Annotated in this window: 22 protein-coding genes and 1 riboswitch; of the genes, 15 read left to right on the forward strand and 7 right to left on the reverse strand. The window is 70.8% G+C overall.

All coding sequences use genetic code 11. The annotated features are described in order from the left end of the window. Positions 1–9: 9 nt before the first annotated feature. Positions 10–723 (forward strand): AraC family transcriptional regulator, encoded by a 714-nt coding sequence (locus tag ACERZO_RS06385; RefSeq protein ID WP_372664576.1) that lies wholly within the window; start codon positions 10–12, stop codon positions 721–723. A gap of 1 nt (position 724) precedes the next feature. On the opposite strand, the gene ACERZO_RS06390 is transcribed toward ACERZO_RS06385, so the two are convergent. Then, positions 725–2,293 (reverse strand): dolichyl-phosphate-mannose--protein mannosyltransferase, encoded by a 1,569-nt coding sequence (locus ACERZO_RS06390; RefSeq protein ID WP_372663224.1) that lies wholly within the window; start codon positions 2,291–2,293, stop codon positions 725–727. A 68-nt stretch (positions 2,294–2,361) separates the two neighbouring features. Between ACERZO_RS06390 and rsmI the strand changes: the two genes are divergently transcribed. The 5 genes from rsmI to ACERZO_RS06415 are packed head-to-tail and all read left to right on the forward strand — an operon-like array spanning position 2,362 to position 5,385. After that, on the forward strand, positions 2,362–3,201 hold the full coding sequence (rsmI, locus tag ACERZO_RS06395) for a 16S rRNA (cytidine(1402)-2'-O)-methyltransferase (protein ID WP_372663226.1): 840 nt from the start codon (positions 2,362–2,364) through the stop codon (positions 3,199–3,201). A 5-nt stretch (positions 3,202–3,206) separates the two neighbouring features. After that, positions 3,207–3,368 carry a hypothetical protein gene (locus ACERZO_RS06400; RefSeq protein ID WP_372663228.1) on the forward strand — a complete coding sequence of 54 codons (162 nt, stop codon included), beginning with the start codon at positions 3,207–3,209 and terminating at the stop codon, positions 3,366–3,368. Then, complete coding sequence (locus tag ACERZO_RS06405; RefSeq protein WP_372663230.1) at positions 3,368–3,928, forward strand: hypothetical protein; 561 nt, start codon at positions 3,368–3,370, stop codon at positions 3,926–3,928. Before ACERZO_RS06400 ends, ACERZO_RS06405 begins: the two co-directional genes overlap by 1 nt. 36 nt (positions 3,929–3,964) lie before the next feature. Beyond that, a complete protein-coding gene (locus tag ACERZO_RS06410; RefSeq protein WP_372663232.1) occupies positions 3,965–4,444 on the forward strand; it encodes a DUF4265 domain-containing protein in 480 nt (159 codons plus the stop codon). Beyond that, positions 4,441–5,385 carry a hypothetical protein gene (locus ACERZO_RS06415; RefSeq protein WP_372663234.1) on the forward strand — a complete coding sequence of 315 codons (945 nt, stop codon included), beginning with the start codon at positions 4,441–4,443 and terminating at the stop codon, positions 5,383–5,385. The genes ACERZO_RS06410 and ACERZO_RS06415 overlap by 4 nt, the downstream gene beginning before the upstream one ends. Before the next feature lie 7 nt (positions 5,386–5,392). Here the strand turns inward: ACERZO_RS06415 and ACERZO_RS06420 are convergent, their stop codons facing one another. Then, positions 5,393–5,926, reverse strand: coding sequence for a QsdR family transcriptional regulator (locus ACERZO_RS06420; RefSeq protein ID WP_372663236.1), 534 nt, complete (start codon positions 5,924–5,926; stop codon positions 5,393–5,395). Positions 5,927–5,975: 49 nt separating this feature from the next. On the opposite strand from ACERZO_RS06420, the gene ACERZO_RS06425 reads away from it, so the two are divergent. Further along, on the forward strand, positions 5,976–6,932 hold the full coding sequence (locus tag ACERZO_RS06425) for a quinone oxidoreductase family protein (protein WP_372663238.1): 957 nt from the start codon (positions 5,976–5,978) through the stop codon (positions 6,930–6,932). On the opposite strand, the gene ACERZO_RS06430 is transcribed toward ACERZO_RS06425, so the two are convergent. The 5 genes from ACERZO_RS06430 to ACERZO_RS06450 all read right to left on the reverse strand — a co-directional run bounded on the left by ACERZO_RS06430 (position 6,909) and on the right by ACERZO_RS06450 (position 11,254). Next, positions 6,909–8,138: an aminodeoxychorismate synthase component I gene (locus tag ACERZO_RS06430; protein WP_372663240.1), complete on the reverse strand. Its 1,230-nt coding sequence runs from the start codon at positions 8,136–8,138 to the stop codon at positions 6,909–6,911. The genes ACERZO_RS06425 and ACERZO_RS06430 overlap by 24 nt on opposite strands. 19 nt (positions 8,139–8,157) lie before the next feature. Continuing rightward, positions 8,158–8,772, reverse strand: a complete 615-nt coding sequence (locus ACERZO_RS06435; protein ID WP_372663243.1) for a glycoside hydrolase family 25 protein — start codon at positions 8,770–8,772, stop codon at positions 8,158–8,160. A 78-nt stretch (positions 8,773–8,850) separates the two neighbouring features. After that, positions 8,851–9,615: an ABC transporter permease gene (locus ACERZO_RS06440; protein WP_372663245.1), complete on the reverse strand. Its 765-nt coding sequence runs from the start codon at positions 9,613–9,615 to the stop codon at positions 8,851–8,853. Further along, positions 9,605–10,582, reverse strand: coding sequence for an ATP-binding cassette domain-containing protein (locus ACERZO_RS06445; RefSeq protein WP_372663247.1), 978 nt, complete (start codon positions 10,580–10,582; stop codon positions 9,605–9,607). Before ACERZO_RS06445 ends, ACERZO_RS06440 begins: the two co-directional genes overlap by 11 nt. 81 nt (positions 10,583–10,663) lie before the next feature. After that, positions 10,664–11,254 carry a PadR family transcriptional regulator gene (locus ACERZO_RS06450; protein ID WP_372663249.1) on the reverse strand — a complete coding sequence of 197 codons (591 nt, stop codon included), beginning with the start codon at positions 11,252–11,254 and terminating at the stop codon, positions 10,664–10,666. A 52-nt stretch (positions 11,255–11,306) separates the two neighbouring features. Here ACERZO_RS06450 and metG point away from each other — a divergent pair, with 52 nt between their 5' ends. From metG to ACERZO_RS06490, 8 genes are all read left to right on the forward strand, one after another. After that, the gene (metG, locus tag ACERZO_RS06455; protein WP_372663251.1) at positions 11,307–13,103 is read left to right on the forward strand and encodes a methionine--tRNA ligase; all 1,797 of its coding nucleotides are present in this window, start codon (positions 11,307–11,309) and stop codon (positions 13,101–13,103) included. 9 nt (positions 13,104–13,112) lie between these two features. Further along, positions 13,113–13,949 carry a TatD family hydrolase gene (locus ACERZO_RS06460; protein WP_372663253.1) on the forward strand — a complete coding sequence of 279 codons (837 nt, stop codon included), beginning with the start codon at positions 13,113–13,115 and terminating at the stop codon, positions 13,947–13,949. 209 nt (positions 13,950–14,158) lie between these two features. Continuing rightward, on the forward strand, positions 14,159–15,583 hold the full coding sequence (locus ACERZO_RS06465) for a transglycosylase family protein (protein WP_372663255.1): 1,425 nt from the start codon (positions 14,159–14,161) through the stop codon (positions 15,581–15,583). Between the two features lie 101 nt (positions 15,584–15,684). After that, positions 15,685–16,521, forward strand: a complete 837-nt coding sequence (rsmA, locus tag ACERZO_RS06470; RefSeq protein WP_372663257.1) for a 16S rRNA (adenine(1518)-N(6)/adenine(1519)-N(6))-dimethyltransferase RsmA — start codon at positions 15,685–15,687, stop codon at positions 16,519–16,521. A gap of 137 nt (positions 16,522–16,658) precedes the next feature. After that, positions 16,659–16,749: riboswitch (SAM riboswitch) on the forward strand. Between the two features lie 209 nt (positions 16,750–16,958). After that, on the forward strand, positions 16,959–17,969 hold the full coding sequence (locus ACERZO_RS06475; RefSeq protein ID WP_372663259.1) for a methionine ABC transporter ATP-binding protein: 1,011 nt from the start codon (positions 16,959–16,961) through the stop codon (positions 17,967–17,969). 70 nt (positions 17,970–18,039) lie between these two features. Continuing rightward, a complete protein-coding gene (locus ACERZO_RS06480) occupies positions 18,040–19,002 on the forward strand; it encodes a 4-(cytidine 5'-diphospho)-2-C-methyl-D-erythritol kinase (RefSeq protein ID WP_372663261.1) in 963 nt (320 codons plus the stop codon). Between the two features lie 54 nt (positions 19,003–19,056). After that, entirely contained in the window at positions 19,057–20,820 is a 1,764-nt protein-coding gene (locus tag ACERZO_RS06485; RefSeq protein ID WP_372663264.1) for an ABC-F family ATP-binding cassette domain-containing protein, read from the forward strand. Positions 20,821–20,845: 25 nt separating this feature from the next. Further along, positions 20,846–22,534: a fatty acyl-AMP ligase gene (locus tag ACERZO_RS06490; protein ID WP_372663266.1), complete on the forward strand. Its 1,689-nt coding sequence runs from the start codon at positions 20,846–20,848 to the stop codon at positions 22,532–22,534. Positions 22,535–22,597 lie beyond the last annotated feature (63 nt).

Here is a 22,597-nt window from a genome sequence, read left to right on the forward strand (position 1 = left end):
AGCCAAGCCATGCTGCTCGGCGAGGTCGACCTGCCCGCCGGCACCTGGTTCCCCTGGCACGAGCACCCGGTCCACCAGCTGGTCTGGTCGGCCCGGGGCGTCGTCGCGGTCAAGGCGGGTGACGCGGGCTGGGTCCTCCCACCGACCCGGGCGCTGTGGATGCCGGCGGGCGTCCAGCACCGCACGGGCGCGCTCGGCCGGGCGGCCCTGCGCGGCATCTACGCCGACCCCGCGCTGTCCCCGGTGTCGTGGCCCGCGCCGCGGATGGTGGTGGTCCGGCCGCTGCTGCGCGAGCTGCTGGAGTACCTGACCGGCGACGGCGTGGCCCCGGACGCCCGCCTGCGCGCCGAGGCGGTGGCGTTCGACCTGCTGGAACCCCTGGACGTCGTCCCGATCGTGGTGCCGTCGCCGGCCGACCCGCGCGCCCGCGACGTCGAGCGCGCGGTGGTTTCGAACCCGGCGGACCCGCGGAGCCTGGCCGAGTTCGGCCGCGACGTCGGTGCGGCGGAGCGGACGCTGGCGCGGATCTTCGTGCGCGAGTGCCGGATGCCGTTCGGGACGTGGCGCACGCAGGTGCGGCTGCGTGCGGCGCTGCCGCTGCTGGCCCAGGGGGCGCCGATGGAGACGGTGGCGCACCGGGTGGGCTACAGCTCGGCGAGCGCGTTCGTGGCGGCGTTCCGGCGCGCGGTCGGCGTCACGCCGGGGGCGTACTTCGCCGGCTGAGCTACCGCCAGGACGGCAGCCAGCGTTCGGCCTCCCATTGCCCGGTCGTGATCGCGACGCCGTTCAGGATCGGCCACAGCCAGGCGAAGTTGGCCACCACCAGCCCGACGTACAGGCTGACCACGAGCAGACCGGTCCCGCGTCTCTCGAACCCGCGCCGCGCGCTGCCCAGGATCTGGCCGAGGCACAATGTCAAGCCCAGGACCAGGAACGCGGCCAACGGCGTCGCGTAGAAGAAGTACATCTGGCGGTCGATGTTGGTGAACCAGAAGACGTACCCGCCGAGGTAGCCCACCAGCACCGCGGCGTAGCGCCAGTCCGCGCGGAACACCGAGCGCCACACCGACCAGCCCAGCATCGGGATGGCCAGCCACCACATCGCCGGCGTGCCGATCAGCATCGTCGCGCTGACGCAGCGGGCCTCGCCGCAGCCGGTGACGTCGCCGTCGTAGCTGTAGAGCATCGGGCGCAGCCCCATCGGCCACGTCCACGGCTTCGACTCCCACGGGTGCGGGTTGTCCTTCGGCGTGACCAGCGTTTCGTGGAAGTGCAGGACGTTGCCCGTGTAGTCGGCCAGCGAGCGCAGCGACGCCGGGACCCACGACCAGACGCCCGGCGCGATGTCCTTGATCTCCGTGTAGTGCCGGTCGGTCGCCGTCTCGCTCGCGAACCACGCCCAGTACGCGCCGAGGTACATCAGGAACGGGATGAGCAGGATCGCCCAGAGCGCGGGCAGCACATCGCGGCGGATCGTGCCCAGCCACGGCCGTTCGACGCCGGCCGCGCGCCGCGCCGCGACGTCGAAGAACACGCACAGCAGGCCGAACGCGACGATGTAGTACAGCGCCGACCACTTGACGCCGAAGGTCAGCCCGATCATCAGCCCGGTCGCGAACCGCCACCAGCGGAAGCCCAGCTTGGGGCCCCACACGGACTCGTTGACCCAGCCTTCGCGGACCGCCGTCGCGAGGCGCTCGCGCACCTGGTCGCGGTCGACGAGCAGGCAGGCGAACGCGGCGAGCACGAACAGCGCGATGAAGATGTCGAGCATGCCCATGCGCGACTGCAGGTGCAGCACGCCGTCGCTGATCACCAGGATGCCCGCGATGCCGCCGAGCAGCGTCGAGCGGGTCAGGCGGCGGGCGACGCGGATGGTCAGGAAGATGATGAGCGTGCCGGCCAGCGCGGGCATGATGCGCCAGCCCCAGCCGTTGTAGCCGAACAGCCATTCGCCGATCGCGATCAGCTGCTTCGCCAGCGGCGGGTGGACGACCAGCTCGTAGCCGTAGTTGTCCTCGTAACCGCCGTTGCGCAGCACCTGCCACGCCTGCGGCACGTAGTGCTTCTCGTCGAAGACCGGGCTGCCCTTGTCCGTCGGCACGCCGAGGTTCTGCAGCCGGACGATGCCGCCGATCACGGTCAGCACCAGCGTGACGACCCAGCCGCGCAACCGGTCGGTCGGCATGCCGCGGCCGAGCAGCGTCACTTCGCGGTCGGTCGGCGGCCGGAGCGCCTCGAGGGGGTCCGGCCGGACGCTCTCGTCGTCGGCACGGGTCAGCACGGCGGTCACGGGGGCGATCCTACGGGCGCGGCGGGACGTGCGTCGTCGGGATCCGCTGATCAGCCTAGGCTGGCCGGGTGACTCCGGGCCGTCTGATCCTCGCCGCCACCCCGCTCGGCGACGTCCGTGACGCTTCCCCGCGCCTGGCTTCGGCCTTGGCAGAAGCCGACGTCATCGCGGCCGAAGACACGCGGCGGCTGCGATCGCTGGCCTCCGCGCTGGAGGTGACCCCGCGAGGCCGGGTGGTGAGCTTCTACGAGGACGTCGAGACGGCGCGCCTGCCCAAGTTGCTCGAATCGTTACGCGCGGGCGAGACGGTGGTGCTGGTGACGGACGCCGGTATGCCCAGTGTGTCCGATCCGGGCTTCCGGCTGGTGTCGGCTTGCGTCGCTGCTTCTCTTCCGGTGACGTGCCTGCCCGGCCCGTCCGCGGTGACGACCGCGCTCGCTTTGTCCGGTTTGCCGTGTGACCGGTTTTGTTTCGAGGGTTTCGCGCCGCGGAAGCCCGGCGAGCGGACGCGGTGGTTGACGTCGTTGGTGTCCGAGCCGCGGACGGCGGTGTTCTTCGAGTCCCCGCACCGGTTGGCATCGCTGCTGGCCGACGCGGCTTCGGTGCTGGGAGCGTCTCGCCAGGCCGCGGTGTGCCGGGAGTTGACGAAGACGTATGAAGAGGTGAAGCGGGGATCGCTGTCGTCGCTCGCCGAGTGGGCCGCGGAGGGCGTGCGCGGGGAGATCACGGTGGTGCTGGCGGGGGCGGAGCCGCGGTCGGTTTCGGTGGCGGATTTGGTGGCGGAGGTTTCCTCGCGGGTTGCTTCGGGGGAGCGGCTGAAGTCCGCGGCCGCGGAGGTTGCCGAGGCCACTGGGGTGTCCAAAAAGGAGCTCTATGACGCGGTGTTGGCTTCGCGGAAGGCGGAGTGACCGGGTTGTCCCGATTCGCGGACACCTACGGTGAGGGCCACCGGCTCGGCGCCGGTGGGGCGCCGTCCGCGCCCGTCGGCGCCTTTCTGCGGCACTACCACGGCCGCGAGTTCGGCGCGGTGCTGGAGAGTGGGCAGGTCCTGCTGTGGCTCAGAGCGGCGAGGTGATGGTGGAGTTCGAGATCGGACGTCACGATTGGCCGTCGCGGGCTTCGGTCTACGGCAACTCCGCCGTTTTCCCGGACGCCGTCCGGGCGCTCCGCTCAGCAGAAAGCAGAGCCGACGCCGAGTTGGCTCTCCGGCGGCTGGAGGAGGTGCTCCCGCTGGGGGAAGGGCCGACCGAGGTATCGGTCGCCGCGGCCTCGACTCTGGTGCACTGCCTGTGGGGTTGCAGCGTCTTCGCCGCCGACCTTGTCCTGGGTGTGCTTGCCGACCTCGCGGCCGGGTTCGCCGGAGGTGACCTGCGCGATCCGGTGCAGGCGGCCCTCCGGCAGGACGTCCTGCGCGAAATCTGCCGCGGTTTCGTCGCCTACGTCGAAATGGCGGAATCCGCCGGCTCGGCCGACATTCGCACCGCCTGCATCGATCTGATCACCGCCTGCGGTGGCGCTGACGCCGGACTCCGGGAGCGCGCCATCCACTTCCTCGAGGCGTTCTTGGCGGAGGTAAGTTTCGCGTCGCATCGAGAGGTCATCGAAGCGTCACTTGACGAGGTGCGTGCCGCCTGATGGAGACCGAGGTCATCGAGTGAGCACAGGGGCGAAATGAGCAGCACCGGCGAGGAAGCCCTCTACCAGGTCGTCTTCGACCTTCCCGACGACATCGCCGCTTGGGCTCCCGGCACGTCGGAGCGGTTGTGGGCGGCGAAGACCTCGGTCAGGCTCGAGGTCGAGGTCCGCAACACCCCCTTCTACTTCAAGGGGATCTCCTACCGGGACCGCGTCCGGGTTCGGATCGACCACGAGCGGCGGGAGCTGGTGTTCGACGAGTTCGTGGCCGAGTCGGGGCACTCCACCGTGCGCGTCATCCTGATGGATCCCGGGGGCGCCGCCGCGGTGGCGGAGCTGCTGGACGGGTTCGGCTGCACCTGGGAGATCGACGCGGGTGAGCGGTTGTGGGTGATCGACGTGCCACCTTCGGCCGACTACGACGCCGTGCTGGCCGAGCTGGTCAAGCTCCTCGAAGCCGGGAAGATCGAAGTCCAGGAAGCCGCGCTTTCCGAAGCGCACGGCGGTCGCGGATGACGGCCGTGGTGCTCGTCGCCAAGTACGACGAGGCGGCGCGCCGGGGTGAGGTCGAAGACTGGACATCGAACGACGACATCGGCTCTCGGTTCGCGGGCGAGGTGCTCTCGGCCGCCGAGTACTACCGGGTCGAGGAGCGCTACCTCGGGTTCGTCCGGTCGCTCGCGATCTCCTGCGGTGTCACCGAGTTCGTCGTCAGGACTCCGATGGTGGCGAAATCGCCGCCACCGTGGGTCCCGCCGTTGCGGAGCGGGCTGGTGGTCGATCCGGAAACCGCCTTGAAGCTCGTCCGCCGCATGCTGCGGATCGGCGACTTCTCCTGCGTGCTCTGCGGTGGCGACGACCTCACGGTCGGTGTCGAGACCGACTTCTACCTCTCCGTGCAAGCCGACGAGGACGGGGTCGCCGAGTCCGCCCGGCGTTTTGGGCTGCATCTGTACGAGGCCGGCTGGTCGTGGTTCGAATCGGACGACGACGTGCCGGTGCTCGGCGAGTTCGACGACCGGTTGGCCCGGAAGGCGCTGCAGTCGGCCGGGCGGCCGGTCGTCGCGCTGGAGCGGTGGGCCAACGGGCCGCGAGGAGAACGCTGGCACCTGGTCGATGGTGCCGAATCACTCGGCTGGATCCGCCGGCTGCCTCCGGGCGTCGCCGTGGCGGCCTTGCCTGAGGTCCGGATCAAGTGGGTGCCCCGTCGGGATGTGGTGGCGGACGCCGGTGTCGACGAGCCCGTTGTCGTCGTCGCGCGGCCGGAACCCGGCGCCGGGTCCGCACTCGAAGCCGTCGTCTTCCTGGACGGTGTCCGTGAAGACGACCTGCCGTTGGGTGGTGAACTCGGGTGGTTCGCGTACCCCGACTTCCGCGGCTCGCTCGCCGGCGTGATCCCCGACCCGGAGGGACGCGTCGACGCGCTGTGGGACGGGGACCTCACGCTGATCCGCTGACCCGGCCTCAGGTCAGCAGTGCTGTCACCGCGGCATGCGCCTTCTCCGCATCGGGCGCATCCCCGGTGATCACGTCCGTGTAGACGAACGACTCGCCGATCCGCACCAGCAGATAGGCCAGGTCGGGCACCGGCAACGGCGGCGCCAACCGGCCGGCGGATACCTCCGTGGCCAGCAGCATCTCCAGTTCCGTCGTCGTCCGCTGCTGGCAGACGCTGGCGCGGGTGGTCAGCAGCCGCAGCGCCCGCTCCGGTTCCCGGCGCAGGAAGTCGCGGAACGGCGGGGAGTCGTTCGCGAACCGGACGTACCCGCTCACGAAGTCCGCGATGCCCGCCGCGCCACGCCCGGCGCACGACGGCCAGAGCCGCGCGATCGAGGCGGCCGACAGCGACCACAGGATCTCGCCGAGCAGCCGGTCGCGAGAACCCACGCGCCGGTGCAGGGTCGCGCGGCTGATCGCCAGGTCCTCCGCCAGTTCGCCCATGTCGAGCCGGCGGCCCGACAGGAACCACTCGCGTGCCCGTTCGAACTCGTGAGACATATGTCAGAATGTCTCACATCGAGCAGCGGACGGCGAGAGGGACAGCGAAATGCGCGCAGTGCAGGTGACCGAGTTCGGCGGCCCCGAGGTGCTCACCCCCGTCGAGCTGCCCGATCCCGTGGCCGGCCCCGGTGAGGTGCTCATCGACATCGAGCGCATCGGCGTCAACTACGCCGACACCCACCAGGCCGAGAACTCCTACCTCGCGCCGTCGAAGCTGCCGCTCGTGCCCGGTGGCGAGGTCGTCGGAACGCACGGTGGCACGCGGGTCGTCGCCCTGCTCAACGGCGGTGGTGGCTATGCCGAAAAAGCCGTCGCGCCCGAGGCGACCACCTTCCCCGTTCCCGACGCCATCGACGACCTCACCGCCCTCTCCCTGCTGGTCCAGGGCACCACCGCGTGGGTCCTGCTCAAGAAGAACGCCCACCTCGAACCCGGCGAATCGGTCGTCGTGCACGCCGCCGCCGGTGGCGTGGGGACCATCGCCGTGCAGCTCGCCAAGGCCTGGGGTGCCGGCCGCGTCATCGCCACCGCCAGCAGCGACGAGAAGCGCGCCCTCGCGCTCGAACTCGGGGCCGATGTCGCCGTCGATTCCCGAGCCGAAGACATGACCGCGACGATCATCGAGGCGAACAACGGCCGCCGCGTGGACGTCGTGCTCGACATGGTCGGCGGCACCACCACCGACCAGAGCATCGCCGCGCTCGCGCCGTTCGGCCGGCTCGCCTTCTACGGCATGGCCGGCCGCGAGAACCCCAAGCCCGTTGAGATGCGCAACCTGCTCGGCCACAGCACCACCATCAGCGGCATGTGGCTGCCGCACGTCTTCCGCCTGCCGGGCAACGTCTTCGGGACGGCCCTGAACGAGCTGTTCGACGTGGTGCTCCAGGGCAAGCTCAAGGCCATCCCGGGCGGCGAGTTCCCGCTGTCGGACGCCCGCGGCGCGCACGAGGCCCTGCGCTCCCGCAAGACCGTCGGCAAGCTACTGCTCGACCCCGGCAAGTAGGCGTTCCAGGGGTGCCGCCTTGTGGAGGCACTCCTGCCACTCCGCCTCCGGGTCCGAATCCGCCGTGATGCCGCCGCCGACGCCCAGCTCGATCCGGCCGGCGGCGATCTCGAACGTCCGGATCGCCACGTTCAGCTCCAGCCCCGCCGCCGGGGACAGCAGCCCGATCGCTCCCGTGAAGACCCCGCGTCCGCAGGGTTCCAGCGACGCGATCAGGTCCAGCGCGCGGATCTTCGGCGCGCCCGTCACCGAACCCGGCGGGAAAGCGGCCTCCAGCAGGAGACTGTCCGAAACGGACGGTCGCAGCGTCCCCGTCACCGTCGAGTCCAGGTGCCACACCCCCGGCGCCGGCCGGACGCGCAGCAGCGACGGCACCGTCACCGACCCCACCTCGCACACCCGGCCGAGGTCGTTGCGCACCAGGTCCGTGATCATCACGTTCTCGGCGACGTCCTTCGCCGACCGGCGCAGCAACTGGGCGTTGCCGTCGTCGGCCGGGCCGCGGCGGGGGAGTGTGCCCTTGATCGGTGTCGACCGGACCGCGCGGCCGTGGCGGGCGAGGAACAGCTCCGGGGAGAACGACACCACCGACCCCCACGGCCCGGCGACGAACGCCGCCCGGCGCGGATCCAAAGTGGACACTCCGGAGGCGAACAGCGCCGCGGGGGAGCCCGAGAACGTGCCCGTGAACCGGCTGCAGATGTTGGCCTGGAACAACTCCCCGGCTTCGATCGCGTGTACGCACGCCTTCACCGCGTCCCGGTGCTCCGACGGCAGCGGCCGCCGCAACGGCCCGGCCGTCCACGACCCGACGGGCGGCGCGGCGGCCAGCAAGGACTCCATTGTGGACACCGACGGGCCGGCGCCGTCCAGGGATTCGAGGTGGCAGGTGCCCGAAGCGGACCACCGCAGCACGTGGTCCGCCCAGCCCCACGCGGCCGGCGGGAGCAAGCCGGCGGCGTCGTACGCCAGGTAGCCGAACCACCCGCCGCCGATCACGCCCGGTGGCGCGTCGACCTCGGGGCAAGCGGGGAAGGCCCCAGGCGTGACCGCGAGCGAAGGCGCGATGACCGCCTGCGAGGAAAACCAGTCACCCGAGAGCATCGCGGGCGGCGGCAGCCCGCGGGCACGCGCGTGCGAGGCGAGTACCGAAAAAGCGCGCGCGGGGGTCACGTCCGTCCGGAGTGCCCTGCTCGTCACGCGCATGGCGACATACCACCACAGGTCAGAGCAGCAGGTCACCCAATGTGAACGGGTACACGACGGCGTTCTGCTCCACCGGCCCGTCGACGCCCCGGATGTCCGGGCCGTACGCGTGCTGGTGCACGCCGAGCCGCGAGTGGAACCAGCCCGGCCTGCCGGGGATGCCGTTGTGCCGGACCAGCCAGAGCACGACCTCGCTGTCGGCCCAGCGGTCCGGGTGCAGCCGGTGCGACCAGCAGTCGTGGTCGGCGTAGACGAGCACCCGCTCGATGCGCGCCGCGTGCCGGACGTGCTTGATCCACGTCTTGATGAACCGGTCGTCCACGCTCGGCGCCGCCACTTCCAGGGCCGGTGCCAGCGACCCGGGCGCGAACGCGCCGAGCCTGCTGGCCGTCCGGACGAAGTGGTCGGCCTGGTCGTGGGCCGCGCCGGGGCGGGCGTAGTGCCGGCCGCCGACGTGCAGGCCGGCTTCCTGCGCGCCGGCCAGGTTGCGCTCGGCGGCGGAATTGGTCCAGTTGACGTTCTCGCTGATCGTCACCGACACGAACCGGGTCTCCGCCCCGCGGACGGCGTGCCAGTCGGTCACCCGCTCCCGGTGGGACAGCGAGATCCCGCGTTCGCTCTCCGGTTCCGTCACAGTCCGCCCCCGGCACGTCGGTGGAGAGCACACCATACGTCGCCGGAGGCGGACCCGCAGTGACAACCCGCTGGTTGATCAGGCGTTTTCTCGCTTGAAGGTCCGGGTGCCCCACCACACGGACACCGCCGCCATCACCAGCACCACGACACTGCCGGTGAACAACGCGTCCATCGTGAAGTCGCCCTTGAAGGTGTTCCGCTCGACGTCGACCACGTGCCGGAACGGGTTGATCTGCGAAACCGTGTACAGCCACTTCGGCGCGACGCCTGCCGTGATCGGCAGCAGGATCCCGGAAAGCAGCAGCAGCGGGATGAGCACGGCGTTGAGCAGCGCGGGGAACGTCTCCTCGCTCTTCAACGTCAGCGCCAGCGCGTACGAGCACGACGCCAGCGACACGGCCAGCAGGAACACGATCACCAGGCTCAGCAGCACGCCGCCGAGCGGCGCGTCGAGGTCGAACGCCAGGTACGCCAGCGCGATGATCAGCAGCGCCTGGACGATGGCCTGCAGCGCGTTGGCCAGCACCTTGCCCAGCAGCAGCGCGCCGCGGCTGACCGGCGTCACCCGGAACCGCTCGACGACGCCGGAGCGGTAGTCGGCCAGCAGCCCGAACCCGACGAACGAGCTGCCGAACAGCGCCAGCTGCGCGATCAGCGCCGGGGTGAGCAGCATCCAGCCGTCCACTTCGGACAAGCCCTGGGCCTGCATCGCCTTCACCATCAGCGGCCCGAACAGGAACAGGTACAGCAGCGGCTGCATGATCCCGATCATGACCCAGGTCGGGTTGCGCAGCGCCGCCTTCATGTCTCGGCGGAAGATCAGCCAGGTGTCACGCAGCACGGCCGCCCTCCTCCGCTTCGCGCAGCGAGCGCCCGGTCAGGGTCAGGAAAACGTCGTCGAGCGTGGGCCGGTGCACCTGGACCGACAGCATCGGGATGGACTTCGCGTCGAGCGCGCGCAGCAGTTCCGGCAGCGCGACGTCACCGCGCGGCACCCGGAACCGGACGACCCCGCCGTCCGCGGACAGCTCGTGCGCGCCCGCCAGCCGGCCCGCGATCTCGGCGGCGTCGGCGCCCTGCTCCGGGTCGACGCCGACTTCGACGCGGTCGCCGTTGACCCGCGCCTTGAGCGAGTCCGGGGTGCCCTCGGCGACGATCCGGCCGTCGTCGATGACGATCAGCCGGTCCGACAGCGCGTCGGCTTCGTCGAGGTAGTGGGTCGTGAGGAAGACCGTGACGCCCTGCTCGGCACGCAGCCGGCGGATGTGGTCCCACAGGTTGGCGCGGCTCTGCGGGTCGAGCCCGGTCGACGGCTCGTCGAGGAAGACCAGGCCCGGCGAGTGGATCAGCCCGAGCGCGATGTCGAGCCGCCGCCGCTGGCCGCCGGACAACGTCCGGGTCAGCCGCTGGTCCAGCCCGGTCAGGTCGAGCTGGTCGGCGAGTTCGGCGCCGCGCGCGATCGCGTCGGCCTTGCTCATCCGGTAGAGCCGGCCCTGCAGCTCGAGCTCGTCGGCGACCTTGGTCTCCGGCGAGCTGCCGCCGCCTTGGGCGACGTAGCCGATGCGCTCGCGCACGCCGAGCGGGTCGGCCAGCAGGTCGCGGCCGCCGACGGTCGCGGTGCCCGCGGACGGTTTCAGCAGCGTGGTCAGCATGCGCAGCGTGGTCGTCTTCCCGGCGCCGTTCGGCCCGAGGAACCCGACCAGCTCGCCCGCTTCGACGTCGAGGTCGACGCCTTTCACCGCGTGTACTTCGCCCCCAGTGCGGCCCTTGCGGCGGAACCGCCGCTCGAGACCGCGTGCCGTGATCATGAGATCCCCTCTCGAAAGTAGTCAAGCTTGACTAGCTGAGGCGCACACTGTGCCGCAGAAGAGTGCGCTAGTCAAACTTGATTACTGGGCGGGTGGTTCGCCGAAGGCCCGGCCCGGGTCGTCGGCCATCACGTATTCGCCGGCTTCGAGCCGGGTGATGAGGGTGCGCAGCCAGTCCAGGCTCGCCGCCGAGATCTGGGCCCAGAGCCCGAACAGCTCGGCGATGTGCGCGGGCTGCCCCCACTCGGAGCCTTCTTCGATGAGCAGGCCCGCCCGTCGCACCTCGGCTTCGAGGTGGACGAGCCGCTGGTTCAGCATGCCGATCACCCGCTTGCGGGGCAGCGCGGTCATCAGCGAGATCGCGGCGGACAGCTCCGGGTGCCCGACCTCGGGATCGGACAGCGCCGTGCCCAGCAGCAGGTGGAACTCCCGGTCACCGTCCTCGGTGAGCCGGTAGGCGATGCGGTCCGGGCCGCCTTCGCCCGGCTCGGCGTCGATCTGCTCCAGCAGCCGCTCGGCGGTCATCTTCTTCAAGGCGTGGTAGATCGACCCGGGCTGGACGTTCGCCCACTTGTCCGCCGACCAGGTCAGCAGCTCGCGCCGCACTTGGTAGCCGTGCGCGCGGCCGTACATGCGCACCACCCCGAGCACGAGCAACCGTGTCGCCGACAACCGGGCCTCCCTCTCGACAAAGCGCGTGACGCCCTCCGTAGGCTAATAAGGTATGAGCACCCCTGTGTTGACCGCGGTGGCCTGGCCCTACGCCAACGGCCCCCGCCACATCGGCCACGTGTCCGGATTCGGCGTCCCGTCCGACGTCTTCTCCCGCTACCAGCGAATGGCCGGCAACCGGGTGCTCATGGTGTCCGGCACCGACGAACACGGGACCCCGATCACCGTCCAGGCGGACAAGGAGGACTCGACCCCGCAGCAGACGGCGGACAAGTACACCCGCCAGATCGGCAACGACCTGCAGGGCCTCGGCCTGTCCTACGACCTGTTCACCCGGACCACGACCGGCAACCACGCCGAGGTGACGCAGCAGATCTTCCTGGCGCTGCACCGCAACGGCTACGTCGTGCCGAAGACCACGCGCGGGGCGATCAGCCCGTCCACCGGCCGCACGCTGCCCGACCGCTACGTCGAGGGCACCTGCCCGATCTGCGGGTACGACGGCGCGCGCGGCGACCAGTGCGACAACTGCGGCAACCAGCTCGACGCCGCGGAGCTGATCAACCCGAAGTCGCGGATCAACGGCGAGACGCCGAAGTTCGTCGAGACCGAGCACTACTTCCTCGACCTGCCGGCGTTCACCAAGACCCTCGGCGACTGGCTGGGCACCAAGACCGACTGGCGCCCGAACGTCCTCAACTTCACCAAGAACCTGATCGACGACATGCGGCCGCGGCCGATCACCCGCGACCTCGACTGGGGCGTCAAGATCCCCCTCGACGGCTGGCGCGACCAGCCGCTCAAGCGGTTCTACGTCTGGTTCGACGCGGTGATCGGGTACTTCTCGGCCAGCGTCGAGTGGGCCCGGCGCTCGGGCAACCCGGACGCGTGGCAGGAGTGGTGGAACAACGCCGACGCGCGGTCCTACTACTTCATGGGCAAGGACAACATCACCTTCCACGCCCAGATCTGGCCGGCCCTGCTGTTCGGGCACAACGGCGAGGGCGACAAGGGCGGTGAGCCCGGCAAGTACGGGAAGCTGCACCTGCCCGACGAGATCGTCTCCAGCGAGTTCCTCACCATGAGCGGCTCGAAGTTCTCGACCTCGCGCGGGCGCGTGATCTACGTCGAGGACTTCCTGCGCGACTTCGGCCCGGACACGCTGCGGTACTTCATCTCCGTCGCCGGCCCGGAAACCCAGGACACCGACTTCACCTGGGACGAGTTCGTCCGCCGGACGAACTTCGAGCTGGCCAACGAGTGGGGCAACCTGGTCAACCGGTCCATCTCGATGGCGCACAAGAACGTCGGCGCGATCCCGCGCCCGGAGGCCCCGACCGCGGCCGACGAAGAGCTGAAGGCGTTGTCGCGCAAGGCGTTCGACACCGCGGGCGCGCACCTGGCCCGGTCCCGGTTCAAGCTCGCGGCGAGCGAGGCGATGAAGGTCGTCACCGCGGCCAACAAGTACATCTCCGACCAGGAGCCGTGGAAGCTCAAGGACGACCCGACGCGGCGCGACACCGTGCTGCACACCGCGCTGCAGGTCGTCTCCGACGCCAACACGCTGCTGACGCCGTTCCTGCCGCACTCGGCCCAGAAGGTGCACGAGGCCCTCGGCGGCACCGGCGTCTGGGCCGCCCAGCCGGAGCTCAAGGAGGTCGAGGACCTCGACATCGACGGCCGGGTCAACCCGATCCTGACCGGCGACTACGCGGCCGAGCAGGCGAAGTGGGAGTCGAAGCCGATCGAGGTCGGCAAGCCCCTGCAGAAGCCGTCGCCGCTGTTCACGAAGCTCGACCCGGCGCTCGGCGAGACCGGTCCGGAGTGGGCGCCGATCATCAAGGAGTAAGAAGAACGCATGGGTGACGAGAAGCGCGAGCTGCCGCCGGTCCCGGACCGGCTCCCGGTGTCGGTGGTGGACGCGCACACCCATCTCGACGCGTGCGGCGCGGTCACCGCGGCCGATGTCACGGCCATGGTCGACCGCGCCGAGCGCGCCGGCGTCGCCCGCGTCGTCACGGTGGCGGACGACCTCGCCTCGGCCCGCTGGGCCACCGAGGCGGCGACCTGGGACCGCCGGGTCTGGGCCGCGGTGGCCGTCCACCCGACGCGGACCAAGGGGTTCGGCGAGGCCGAGAAGTCCGAAGTGGAGCGCCTGGCCGCCCAGGACCGCGTGGTCGCCGTCGGCGAGACCGGCCTCGACTACTACTGGGACTACTCGCCGCACGACGCCCAGCAGGAGGCTTTCCGCTGGCACATCGACCTCGCCAAGCGGCTGGACAAGCCGCTGATGATCCACGACCGCGAGGCCCACGACGACGTGCTGCGCATCCTGGCCGAAGAGAATGCGCCGAATGCCGTAATCTTCCATTGTTTTTCCGGGGACGCGGAAATGGCGCGCAAGTGCCTCGACGCGGGATACGTCCTTTCCTTCGCGGGCACGGTGACGTTCAAGAACGCGAAGGGCCTCCACGAGGCGGCCCGGCTCTGCCCGCCGGATCAGTACCTCGTCGAAACCGACGCGCCGTTTCTGACCCCCCACCCGTTCCGTGGGCGGCCGAACGAGCCGTTCGGCGCCGCTTACACCGTCCGTCACCTCGCGGCGCTCAGGGGCGAAGCTGTCCACGAAGTCGCCGAATCGGTCCGGACCACTGCCGAGCGCGTCTACCGACTCCCCAGTGTCACAACGGGTTGAACGCATTGCGACATCAAGGTTCCTTGATCGTCCACCTGATGGAGTGACGGGGATCACGACACTCCGGGGGGTGTTTGCGCAACCCGCCGCGACCCGTTACTGTCCCGTGATCGTGCCGGTCGGACCTGCGCTCAGCAGTTCCCGATCGTCACGCCCAGTCGTAGAGACGGTGCCCCCGACCGCCGTCTCGTGAAAGGGAACGATCCCCGGTGACAGGTAGCAGACAGGCTGGAGCGCGCTCCGCCGTCCTCGAACGCAGTTACTTCGAGGACACCGCGTATGGCCAGCTCGACTTCTCCGACGACCCGAACATCACGCAGCAGGACATCCTGGCCGCGCTCGGCCCCGACGCCGACGCGATGATGGCCGAGATCGACGTCGACGTCGACGAGCTGATCCGCCTCATCAACGCGGAGACGACGTACCTGCCGCCGATCGTCATCCCGGACGGCCTCGAGGAGGACCGCACCGCTTCCCCCGAAGCGCGTCGTGCGGCTCTGGACGAGGGCCTCCGCCAGACCACCAAGGTCTGGAAGCGCCGCTTCCTCAAGGGCGCCGTCCTCAGCGTCATGATCAGCGTCGCCGGCGGCGGCGCGGCCGCGCTGGCGATGAACAAGAGCATCACCGTCGACGTCGACGGCCAGCAGACCACCGTGCACTCGTTCGGCGACACCGTCGGCGAGGTGCTGGAGGACGCGGGCCTGTCCGTGGGCGCGCACGACTCGCTCTCCCCGTCCCCGCAGGCGGAGGTCGGCGACGGCGGCGTCATCAAGCTCGAGCGCGGCCGCCAGCTGAAGATGATCGTCGACGGCGCGGAGCACACCTCCTGGGTCCGCGCGACGCACCTCGGCGACGCGCTGGGCCAGCTCGGCATGACCGAGCTGGACAAGCCCGGCACGTGGATGTCGATGCCGAAGGACGGCGAGCTGCCCCTGCAGGGCGCCACCGTCGAGATCAAGACCCTGAAGAACATCACCCTGTACGACGGCGCCAACACGCCGAAGCAGGTGAAGACGACCGCGGTCACGACGAAGGAGTTCCTGGGCGAGTACAAGCTCACCCTGGGCCCGGAGGACCAGGCCGAGGGTGGCCTGGACGTCAAGCTGACCGACGGCGCCGAGGTGCACATCAGCCGCACCGGCGTCTCGACGGTCGTCCAGAAGGAGTCCATCGACCCGCCCGAGCAGCGCGTCGACGACCCGGACCTCGCCAAGGGCAAGACCTCGGTCGAGGACCCAGGCACCCCGGGCGAGAAGATGGTGACCTACAAGGTCACGCAGAAGAACGGCAAAGAGGTCGCTCGCGAGAGCATCTCCGAGCAGGTCATCACCCAGCCGAAGCCGAAGATCGTCCACGTCGGGACCAAGCAGGCCCCGACCCCGGCGATCGGCGACGGCTCCGCGTGGGACCGCATCGCGCAGTGCGAGTCGGGCGGCAACTGGGCCATCAACACGGGCAACGGCTACTACGGCGGCCTCCAGTTCGACAAGCGCACGTGGGACGCCTACGGCGGCGACCAGTACGCGAACCTGCCGAACCAGGCTTCGCGTGAGCAGCAGATCGCGATCGCCGAGAAGGTCCGCGACGCTCGTGGCGGCTACAGCGCCTGGCCGGTTTGCGGCAAGAAGGCCTGAGTTTCGCTTCGGAACGGCCCCTGTCCCTGGTGGACGGGGGCCGTTCCGCGTGCGATCGACCGTCCGGCCGCGCGCGTCGGCCGCCTCGGTAGGCTCACCCGGTGGTTGAACTGCTGGGACCTGCCGAAATCCGCGGGCTGGCGGCCGAGCTCGACGTGCGGCCGACCAAGAAGCTCGGGCAGAACTTCGTGCACGATCCCAACACCGTCCGGCGGATCGTCGAGCTGGCCGGTGTCGGCGAAGGCGACGTCGTTCTCGAGGTCGGGCCCGGGCTCGGTTCGCTCACCCTCGGGCTGCTCGCCACCGGCGCGCACGTCGTCGCCGTCGAGATCGATCCCAAGCTCGCCGAACGGCTGCCCAAGACCGTCGCCGAGCGCGGCCCCGAAGCCGCCGACCGGCTGACCGTGGTCGGCGCCGATGCCCTGCGTGTCACGCGCGAGCAGCTGGGCGAGCCGACCGCGCTCGTCGCCAACCTGCCCTACAACGTCGCCGTGCCCGTCGTGCTGCACCTGCTCGCCGAGGTGCCCTCCCTGCGCACCGGCCTCGTCATGGTCCAGACCGAGGTCGCCGACCGGATGGCCGCCGGCCCCGGCAGCCGGATCTACGGCGTCCCCAGCGTCAAGCTCGCCTGGTACGGCCCCGCCCGCAAGGTCGCCGCCGTGCCGCGCTCGGTGTTCTGGCCGGTGCCCAACGTCGACTCGGCGCTCGTCGCCTTCGAACGTGGTGACGCTCCGGCGTCGGACGACCGCGATCGGCTCTTCGGCCTCGTGGACGCCGCTTTCTCACAGCGCAGGAAGACGCTCCGGGCCGCGCTCGCCGGCTGGGCGGGTTCCGCCGAGCGGGCCGGGGAGCTGCTCACGGCCGCCGGGATCGACCCGAAAACCCGGGGCGAGCAGCTGGACGTGCACGACTTCGCGAGGCTGGCCGCGGCTCGTTAGCACGTCCACAGTGGAAGTCAACGCCGTCCGGCGAAAATACGCCTCTTGCCGTGCGATCTCGCGATTCGGACACCTCCACTCGTGTGATCTGGGCCAACGGGCTTGCTTTCGCTCCTCGGGATCGGTTTTACTCAGTACGTCCATCCCGAGCGACTGAGAGACCTGGCTCGCCGAAGTCGCAGCAACCACCCTCCACAGGGCAGGTGCTACCGCCAGGACCGATGGAGGCCGTTTCCGATGAAGAGGGTAGCCCGCCCCCTGCTCCTGACCAGGCGTCGCGTTGTCGACGAAGGCCGCCGCTCCGTGACCGCATGTCGACGCTCCCACTGAGCTTGTCGTAGCCGGTCCACCTCTTCTTCACGCACCGTCCACACAGGACGGACTTCGCATGCGGCCGGGTGCCGCGCGCTGCGCGCACCCCGTTTTCTGGAGCCTTCGTGATCACCGTCGAAAACCTGTCCAAAACCTTTGCCACCAACGGAAACTCGGTCGTCGCCCTGCGGGACGTGAGCGTTGACGTCCAGGCCGGTTCGCTGTTCGGCGTGGTCGGCCCCGCCGGTTCGGGCAAGTCCGTCCTGGCGCGGTGCATCGCGCTGCAGGAGCGGCCCGACCGCGGCGTCGTCCGGCTCGACGGACTCAACACCGGCACCCTCGACGGCCGCCGCCTGCGCGAGATCCGCCGCCAGCTCGGCGTCGTCTCGACCAAGCCGGAGCTGATCGCCGAGCGCACCATCGCCGGCAACATCGCCTCCCCGCTCGAGCAGCTCGGTGTCGACGGCCCGCAGCGCCGCAGCCGGGTCGGCTCGCTGCTCGACCTCGTCGGCCTGACGCAGCGTGCGACGCAGCGTCCCGGCGAGCTCACCGAGGGTCAGCTCCGCCGCGTCGCGGTCGCGAAGGCGCTCGCGGCGGCGCCCGCCGTGCTGCTGGCCGACGACCCGACGGCCGGCGTCGACCCGGAGGAGGCCGGCTCGGTCCTCACCGTGCTCGACCGCGCCCGCTCCGAGCTGGGCACGACCGTCGTCATCACGACGCCGGACGCCGGCGTGGTCCGCCGGGTCTGCGACGACGTCGCGGTGCTCGAAGACGGCACGGTCGTCGAGCGCGGCACGGTGCTCGACCTGATCTCGAACCCGGCCAGCCGCACCGCGCAGGCGCTGCTGCCCGCCATCGAGACCACCCGCTCGCAGTCGTCGCGCTACGACCGCTCGGTCGACGTCGTGCTGGTCGGCTTCGCGTCGGTCGGCGCGCTGCTGCCCGAGGCGGCGGGCCGCTTCGACGTCGAGTTCGCCACCATCGGCGGCGGCCTGACCCGGATCGGCGACACCCCGGTCGGCCGCTTCCGCCTGGGCGTCCGCGGCGAGCGCGCCGACGCGGCCCTCGCGTGGGTCGCCGAGCGCGGCGGCCACGTGACGCACACCGCTCGCGGCCCTCAGGGCGTCGCGGCCTGACCCGAACGTCGGAACCGCCCCGATGCGCATGTCGCATCGGGGCGTTTTCGCGGGCACGTAGGCTGGTCGGGTGCTCGCCGTAGTTCCGCCTCCAGTCACCGTCCGGGTCCCGGCCAAGGTCAACCTGCACCTGGCGGTCGACGACCTGCGCGAAGACGGTTACCACGAGCTGGTGACCGTGTTCCAGGCCCTGTCGCTGACCGACGAGGTGACCGTCGCCGTCACCGAAGAACCGGGGCTGGAGATCTACGGCGAAGGCGAGGGCACGGTCCCGACCGGCCCCGAGAACCTGGCCTGGCGCGCGGTCGAAGCACTGGCCGCGCACGTCGGGCGCACCGGCGAGCCGAAGGTCCGGGTGGTGCTGCGCAAGGGCATCCCGGTGGCGGGCGGCATGGCCGGCGGCAGCGCCGACGCGGCCGCGACCCTGGTCGGGCTGGCGAGCCTGTGGAACCTCGACGTCACGCGCGACGAACTCGCCGAAATCGCCGCCGGCCTGGGCAGCGACGTCCCGTTCGCGCTCTACGGCGGCACGGCACTGGGCACCGGCCGCGGCGAGCGGCTCGTCCCGGTGCTGTCGCGGCACACCTTCCACTGGGTGCTGGCCTTCGACGAGCGCGGCCTGTCGACGCCGAAGGTGTTCGGCGAGCTCGACCGGCTGCGCGCCGACGGCAACCCGCCGCGCATCGGCTCGCACACCCCGGTCGTCGAGGCGCTGGCCTCGGGCGACCCGCGGCAGCTGGCGCTGCTGCTGGGCAACGACCTCCAGGCGGCGGCGGTCTCGCTGCGGCCGGGCCTGCGCCGCACGCTGCGCGCGGGCGTCAACGCGGGCGCGCTCGCCGGCACGGTCTCCGGTTCCGGCCCGACGTGCGCGTTCCTCTGCGAAGACGCGCAGTCGGCGGTCGAGGTCGCCGCCGAGCTGTCGGGCGCGGGGGTGTGCCGCACGGTCCGGGTGGCACACGGCCCGGTGCCCGGTGCCCGCGTCGTCGGCGGCGACGACGCGCCGCGGCCGGCCCCGCCGCGCGTGCACGCCTGATCGTCCACTTCTTGTCGTCCACTGTGGACTTCTGTTGCTGAGGAAAGGATCCGGATGGCCAACCTGGTCAACCTGGAGGCGGTGAGCAAGTCCTACGGGGTTCGCCCGCTCCTGGACGGCGTTTCGCTGGGCGTCGCGGCCGGGCAGCGCATCGGCGTCGTCGGCCTCAACGGCGGCGGCAAGACGACCCTGCTGGAAGTCCTTTCCGGACTCGCGGAGCCGGATTCCGGGCGGGTGAGCCAAGTTCGCGACCTGCGGATGGCGGTGGTCACTCAGCGCACCGAGCTGCCGGAGAACAGCACGGTCGGCGACGTCGTCCTGGAACGCTACGGCGCCGAGCACGAATGGGCGGCCGACGCCCGCGTCCGATCCATTGTGGACGGACTCGGGATCACCGCGATCGGGCTGGACACGCCGACCGCGAACCTCTCCGGCGGGGAGCGGCGCCGGGTGTCCCTGGCCGCCGCGCTGACCGGTGAGCTCGACCTGGTCGTGCTCGACGAGCCGACGAACCACCTGGACGTCGAAGGTGTCCGCTGGCTCGCCGACCACCTCCTGTCCCGCCGGATCGCCGTCGTGGTCGTCACGCACGACCGGTGGTTCCTCGACACCGTCGCGACGCTGACGTGGGAGGTCGCGAACGGCCGCGTCGAGCAGTACGAAGGCGGTTACGCGGACTGGATCTTCGCGCGCGCCGAGCGGGCCCGGCTGGCCGCGACGGCCGAGGAGAAGCGGCAGAACCTGGCCCGCAAGGAGCTGGCGTGGCTGCGCCGCGGCCCGCAGGCGCGCTCGTCGAAGCCGCGCTACCGCGTCGAAGCGGCCGAAGCGCTGATCGCGGACGTGCCGCCGCCGCGCGACTCCGTCGAACTGCAGGCGTTCGCCAAGCGGCGGCTCGGCAAGACCGTGCTGGAGCTGGAAGACACGACGTACCAGGTGGGCGAGCGGACGCTGCTCGACCACGTCACCTGGCGCATCGGCCCGGGCGACCGGATCGGCCTGGTCGGGGTCAACGGCTCGGGCAAGACGTCGCTGCTGAAGCTGCTCGGCGGCGACGTCGAAGGGTCGACGGGCCGCCGGATCGAGGGCAAGACGGTGGCGCTCGCGCACCTGCGCCAGGAGCTCGACGACCTGCCCGGTGACCTGCGCGTGCTGCAGGCGATCGAGCAGGTGGCCGGGCGCGTGGTGTTCGGCAAGCAGGAGATGACGGCGTCCCAGCTGGGCGAGAAGCTCGGCTTCCCGCAGGCCCGCCAGTGGACCCCGGTCGGCGACCTGTCCGGCGGCGAGCGGCGGCGGCTCCAGCTGTGCCGGCTGCTGATGGCCGAGCCGAACGTCCTGCTGCTGGACGAGCCGACGAACGACCTGGACATCGACACGCTGCAGCAGCTGGAGGACCTCCTCGACGGCTGGCCGGGCACGATGGTCGTGGTGTCGCACGACCGCTACCTGGTGGAGCGGGTGTGCGACACGATCGTCGCCCTGTTCGGCGACGGCCGGATCACGCACTTGCCCGGCGGCATCGAGGAGTACCTGAACCGCCGCGCGGCCGCGGCTCCGGTCGCGGGCCCGGCGCCGTCCGCGGAGAAGGTCGAAGCGAAGAAGTCGGCGGCGGACCTGCGCGCGGCGCAGAAGGAGCTGGGCCGGCTGGAGCGCAAGCTGGACCAGCTGCACGCGAAGGAGGAGAAGCTCCACGCGTCGCTGCTGGAGGCGGCTACGGATCCGGCGAAGCTGATGGAGCTGAACGCGGAGCTGAAGGGCGTCCAGGGCGAGATCGAGGACGTCGAGGGCCGCTGGCTGGAGACCTCCGAACTGCTGGAGTGACACAGCTCCCAGTAATGTCTGCTCCATGAGCAGGTTCGTGGACACGCTCGTCGCCACCGCGGCGGGCCGGGGTCAGCAGCGTGGCATGGTCACCGGGGAACCCAAGGAGCCGGTGCGGCGGACGTGGGCCGAGGTGCACGAAGAAGCCCGGCGGATCGCCGGCGGTCTCGTCGCCGGCGGGTTCGAGCGGGGCACCGCGGTCGGGGTGCTCGCCGCCGCGCCCGTGTTGATCGCACCCACCGTGCAGGCCGTCTGGCTCGCCGGGGGCAGCGTCACCATGCTGCACCAGCCCACCCCGCGGACCGATCTCGCCGAATGGGCCGAAGACACCGTGCGCGTGCTCGGGATGATCGGGTCGGACCTCGTGCTGCTGGGCGAGCCCTTCGACCAGCTCGCCCCCGTGCTCGAAGAAAAGGGCATCGGGTTCAAGCTCATCACGGACCTCACGAAGGCCGAGCCGCTGGCGGACGTCGTCGGCACCGATGAGGGCGAGACCGCACTGCTGCAGCTGACCAGTGGGTCGACCGCTGACCCGAAGGCCGTGCGGATCACCTACGGGAACCTGTACTCCAACGTCAAGGCCATGGTCGACCGCGCGGAGTTCGACTTCGACGTCGACGTCATGGTGTCCTGGCTGCCGACCTTCCACGACATGGGCATGGTCGGCTTCCTGACCGTCCCGATGACCTTCGGCGTCGAGCTCGTCAAGATCACGCCCGTCGAGTTCCTCTCGGGGCCGTTGATCTGGCCGGAGCTGATCACCAAGTACGGCGGCACGACGACGGCGGCGCCGAACTTCGCGTACGCCATCGTCGGGCGCCGGATGGCCCGCGTCGACGACGACAGCGCCTACGACCTCTCGAAGCTGCGCATCGCCCTGAACGGCGCCGAGCCCATCGACGAGACCGCCGTCCAGACCTTTGTGGACGCCGGCGCGCGGTTCAAGATGCCCGCGGAATGCGTTTTCCCGGCCTACGGCATGGCGGAGGCGACCCTCGCGGTGTCGTTCGCGCCGCTGTTCACCGGGCTCACGCTCGACGTCGTCGAGGCGGACGCGCTCGAGGCCGACAACCGCGCGGTGCCCGTGCCCGAAGGCGACCCGCGGCGCGGCACCGACGGCGTCCGGTCGTTCGCGCTCCTCGGCCGGCCGCTGGACGGCCTGGAAGCGGAGATCGTCAACGACGCGGGCGAGCGGGTCGGTGACCGCGAGGTCGGCGAGATCCGGCTGCGCGGCGAGGCCGTGACGCCCGGGTACCTGACCATGGAAGGCCCGGTCGCGACCCAGGACGACGAGGGCTGGCTGAACACCGGCGACCTCGGCTACCTGGTCGACGGCCAGATCGTCATCTGCGGCCGCCGCAAGGACGTCATCATCATGGGCGGCCGCAACCTCTACCCGACGGACATCGAGCGCGCGGCGACGTCCGTCGAGGGCGTCCGGGCGGGCAACGCGGTCGCCGTCCGGCTGGACGCGGGCAGCCGCCGAGAACGGTTCGCGGTCGTCGTGGAGTCGAAGCTGGCGGGCGACGCCGAGGCCGAGAAGAACCTGATGAAGCAGGTCTCGGCGCGGGTGCGCGACGCCGTGGACATGCGGCCGTACGCGGTGGTCGTGCTGCCGGCGGGGAGCCTGCCGAAGACGCCGTCGGGCAAGGTCAAGCGCGCGGCGACGGCCCAGCAGTTCGCGGACAAGATCAAGAAGAACGCCGACGCCTAGCGCCCCAATGTGGCCTTCGGTGCGTCTGACGCACCGAAGGCCACCTTGGGTGCGTTGAATCAG

It is taken from the genome of Amycolatopsis kentuckyensis (genome assembly GCF_041679295.1).
GTDB lineage: Bacteria > Actinomycetota > Actinomycetes > Mycobacteriales > Pseudonocardiaceae > Amycolatopsis > Amycolatopsis kentuckyensis_A.